At 70.0% G+C, this 2,322-nt stretch carries 3 protein-coding genes; all 3 read left to right on the forward strand.

Annotation, left to right across the window (positions count from 1 at the left end):
* Positions 1–560: hypothetical protein (locus AF1_RS35560; RefSeq protein ID WP_217999874.1), on the forward strand; the 560-nt coding region annotated here is incomplete at its 5' end.
* 315 nt (positions 561–875) lie between these two features.
* Positions 876–1,412, forward strand: coding sequence for a hypothetical protein (locus AF1_RS32335; RefSeq protein WP_067808118.1), 537 nt, complete (start codon positions 876–878; stop codon positions 1,410–1,412).
* Between the two features lie 43 nt (positions 1,413–1,455).
* Entirely contained in the window at positions 1,456–2,178 is a 723-nt protein-coding gene (locus tag AF1_RS32340) for a vWA domain-containing protein (RefSeq protein ID WP_067808121.1), read from the forward strand.
* The last annotated feature ends 144 nt before the right edge of the window (positions 2,179–2,322 follow it).

Below are 2,322 nucleotides of genomic sequence, written 5' to 3' on the forward strand. Positions count from 1 at the left end.
CCGCGGCGCCCGTCCCGCCCCCGGCGTCGCCGCCGCGGCGCACCCCGTGGCCGCTGCCCGCGCTGGGCGCGTTCGTCGCGTTCGGCGCCCTGGCCCTCGCCGGGACCGGCCTGTGGTTGTCGCGGCACCCCGATACGTCCCCCCCGTCCCCCTCCCAGACGGTCGGCACCACCGCGCCGGCCACCGGCGCCCCCTCGTCCACACCGGCGGCACCCGCGGCGAGCGACGTGCCCGGCAGGTTCCTGGGCGCGTGGACGGGTCACCTGGCCTCACCGCAGCTTCCCGGTGTCAGGCTCTATTTCAGGATCTCCATCCGTCCCGGTCGTATCGGCGCCGTCGTCGCCTCCATTCGCAACCAGATCAGCGCCACCGGTTATTGCAACGGCACCGCCGCACTCCAGTCCGCCGCCCCTGACCGGCTCGTCCTCCAGACCAGCAGCATCTCGGGTCTCGGCTGCATCGCCGAGACGGCGCCCCAGACGTATACGCCCGCCTCCGCCGCGTCCCTGCATCTGGAGGTCAACGGCATGGCCGGTGACCTCCACAAGTCCGGATCATGAGGGGGCGCCCGCCCCGGCCCGCGGGCGATCGCACGGGTGCCGGCCGGGCGTTCGCGGGTGACGGCGGAGGGGTGTACCGGTTGTCGGCAGGGCAAAATTCGCAAATTTCCGGGCACCGGAATAAAAGTGCGGCCTAATGTGGTCAGCGAGCCAACTCATCGGAGGTCGTGAACGACTGGGGCGGCGGTCGTTCGAGTGTGCACAATTACTGCTTTCCGTTGCGGAATGAGCACTTCCCACGGGTCGGCGGCGGACCCATAATCTTCGGCACGCGCATCGCCACGGGGGTGGGCACGGTGCCGGACGGAGGGATCAATGGGGCGTGCCATCGGATCGCCGCGCGCAACGATGGCTTCGATCCTGCTCGGGGTTTCCCTGCTGAGCGGGCTCGCCGCGGCGCTCAAGGAGGGCTCCGGAGGACCGGCACCATTCGCGTCACCGGCCACGGAACCGAAGAAACCGGAAAAATCCGACGAAAAGCCGGACGTCGCCGCGGCAGGCGTGGTCTGGCAGCGCGTCGTGCCGGGGGGCGGGCCAGGGATCGACGGACGGCCCGGCCAGGGGTGGTTCGACGCGATGAACAGCCGCGACTGCGCGGCTCTCCCGGGCCTCGGAGGCGAGGGGGTGCGGGCTGTCTACCGGGGGCTCGGCCAAGCCTGCCTGGCGGTCACCCAGGGGGCCGTCCAATCCTGGGGTCCGGCGGCGCGTGAACTCGCGAATGTGGAACAGGCTCCCGCTTCATGTACCGACGGTTTCGCATACCGGCTTCTCCGCGATCTGGTGATCGCACATCTGCTCCGGCCCGACCGGCCCCCGGTCATCACCGGCGAGAAGACCGTTCACATGTGCTGACGCACACCGGTGATGCGCGACCCGATGCCTTGAGAGGAAAACGGTGCTGGACTACGGCGGGCACGAGCAGGCCTTCCCGTTCTACATCGTCTGCGACGTCTCGCAGACGATGTGGGACCCTGATTTCAACACGTCCGAAAGGATCCCCCTGGACGTTCTCCAGGACGCCGTTCCCGAACTGATATACCGCGCGGAACTGGACCCCACGATCAATGACGCCGCGTTCATCAGCGTGATCGAATTCTCCAGCCGGGCGGAGGTGATCCTGCCGCTCACCCGGCCGGCCGACACCCGGGACATCCGGCCGTTCACCAAGGGCGACCAGACCGACTACGCGGTGATCTTCGAACTGCTGCGGCGGCGCATCGACGAGGACTGCCGGCGGCTGTCGGCGACCTACGCGCTCAAGCAGCCGGCGGTGTTCTTCCTCACCGACGGCATCCCGTACGTCGGCGACCACGAGCAGCCGCAGAGCATATGGTTCCCGGCCCGCAACCGGCTCCTCGCACCGGACTTCATCTACCGCCCGCAGGTCGTGGCCTTCGGGTTCGGGCAGGCGCGGCCGAAGGTGCTGTGCAGGGTGGCGTCCGAGCAGGGCGGGCGGCGGCTCGCCTTCATCGCCGACCGCGCGGTGGACGTCAGCGCGGTGCTGACCGCGCTCATCGACACCCTGTTCATCAGCATCTCCGCCTCGGTCGCCCAGGGCGACCTGGCGATCCGCGTCCCGGAGGGCATGTCCTGGGCCTGCCCGCTGGCAGCCGGCTGACCGCCGGGGAACGGAAGGGAACAGGTGTCGTTCGGACAGTTCGTCCTGGTGTACGTGAGCGGAATGTGCGGCCTGGCGGGACTGCGGCAGCTCGTCCTGGCGCTGCCCGCCCCGCCGTGGCACAGGCCGCGCGCCGCCCGGCCC

The sequence above is a fragment of the Actinomadura formosensis NBRC 14204 genome (assembly GCF_001552155.1).
Classification (GTDB): Bacteria; Actinomycetota; Actinomycetes; order Streptosporangiales; family Streptosporangiaceae; genus Spirillospora; species Spirillospora formosensis.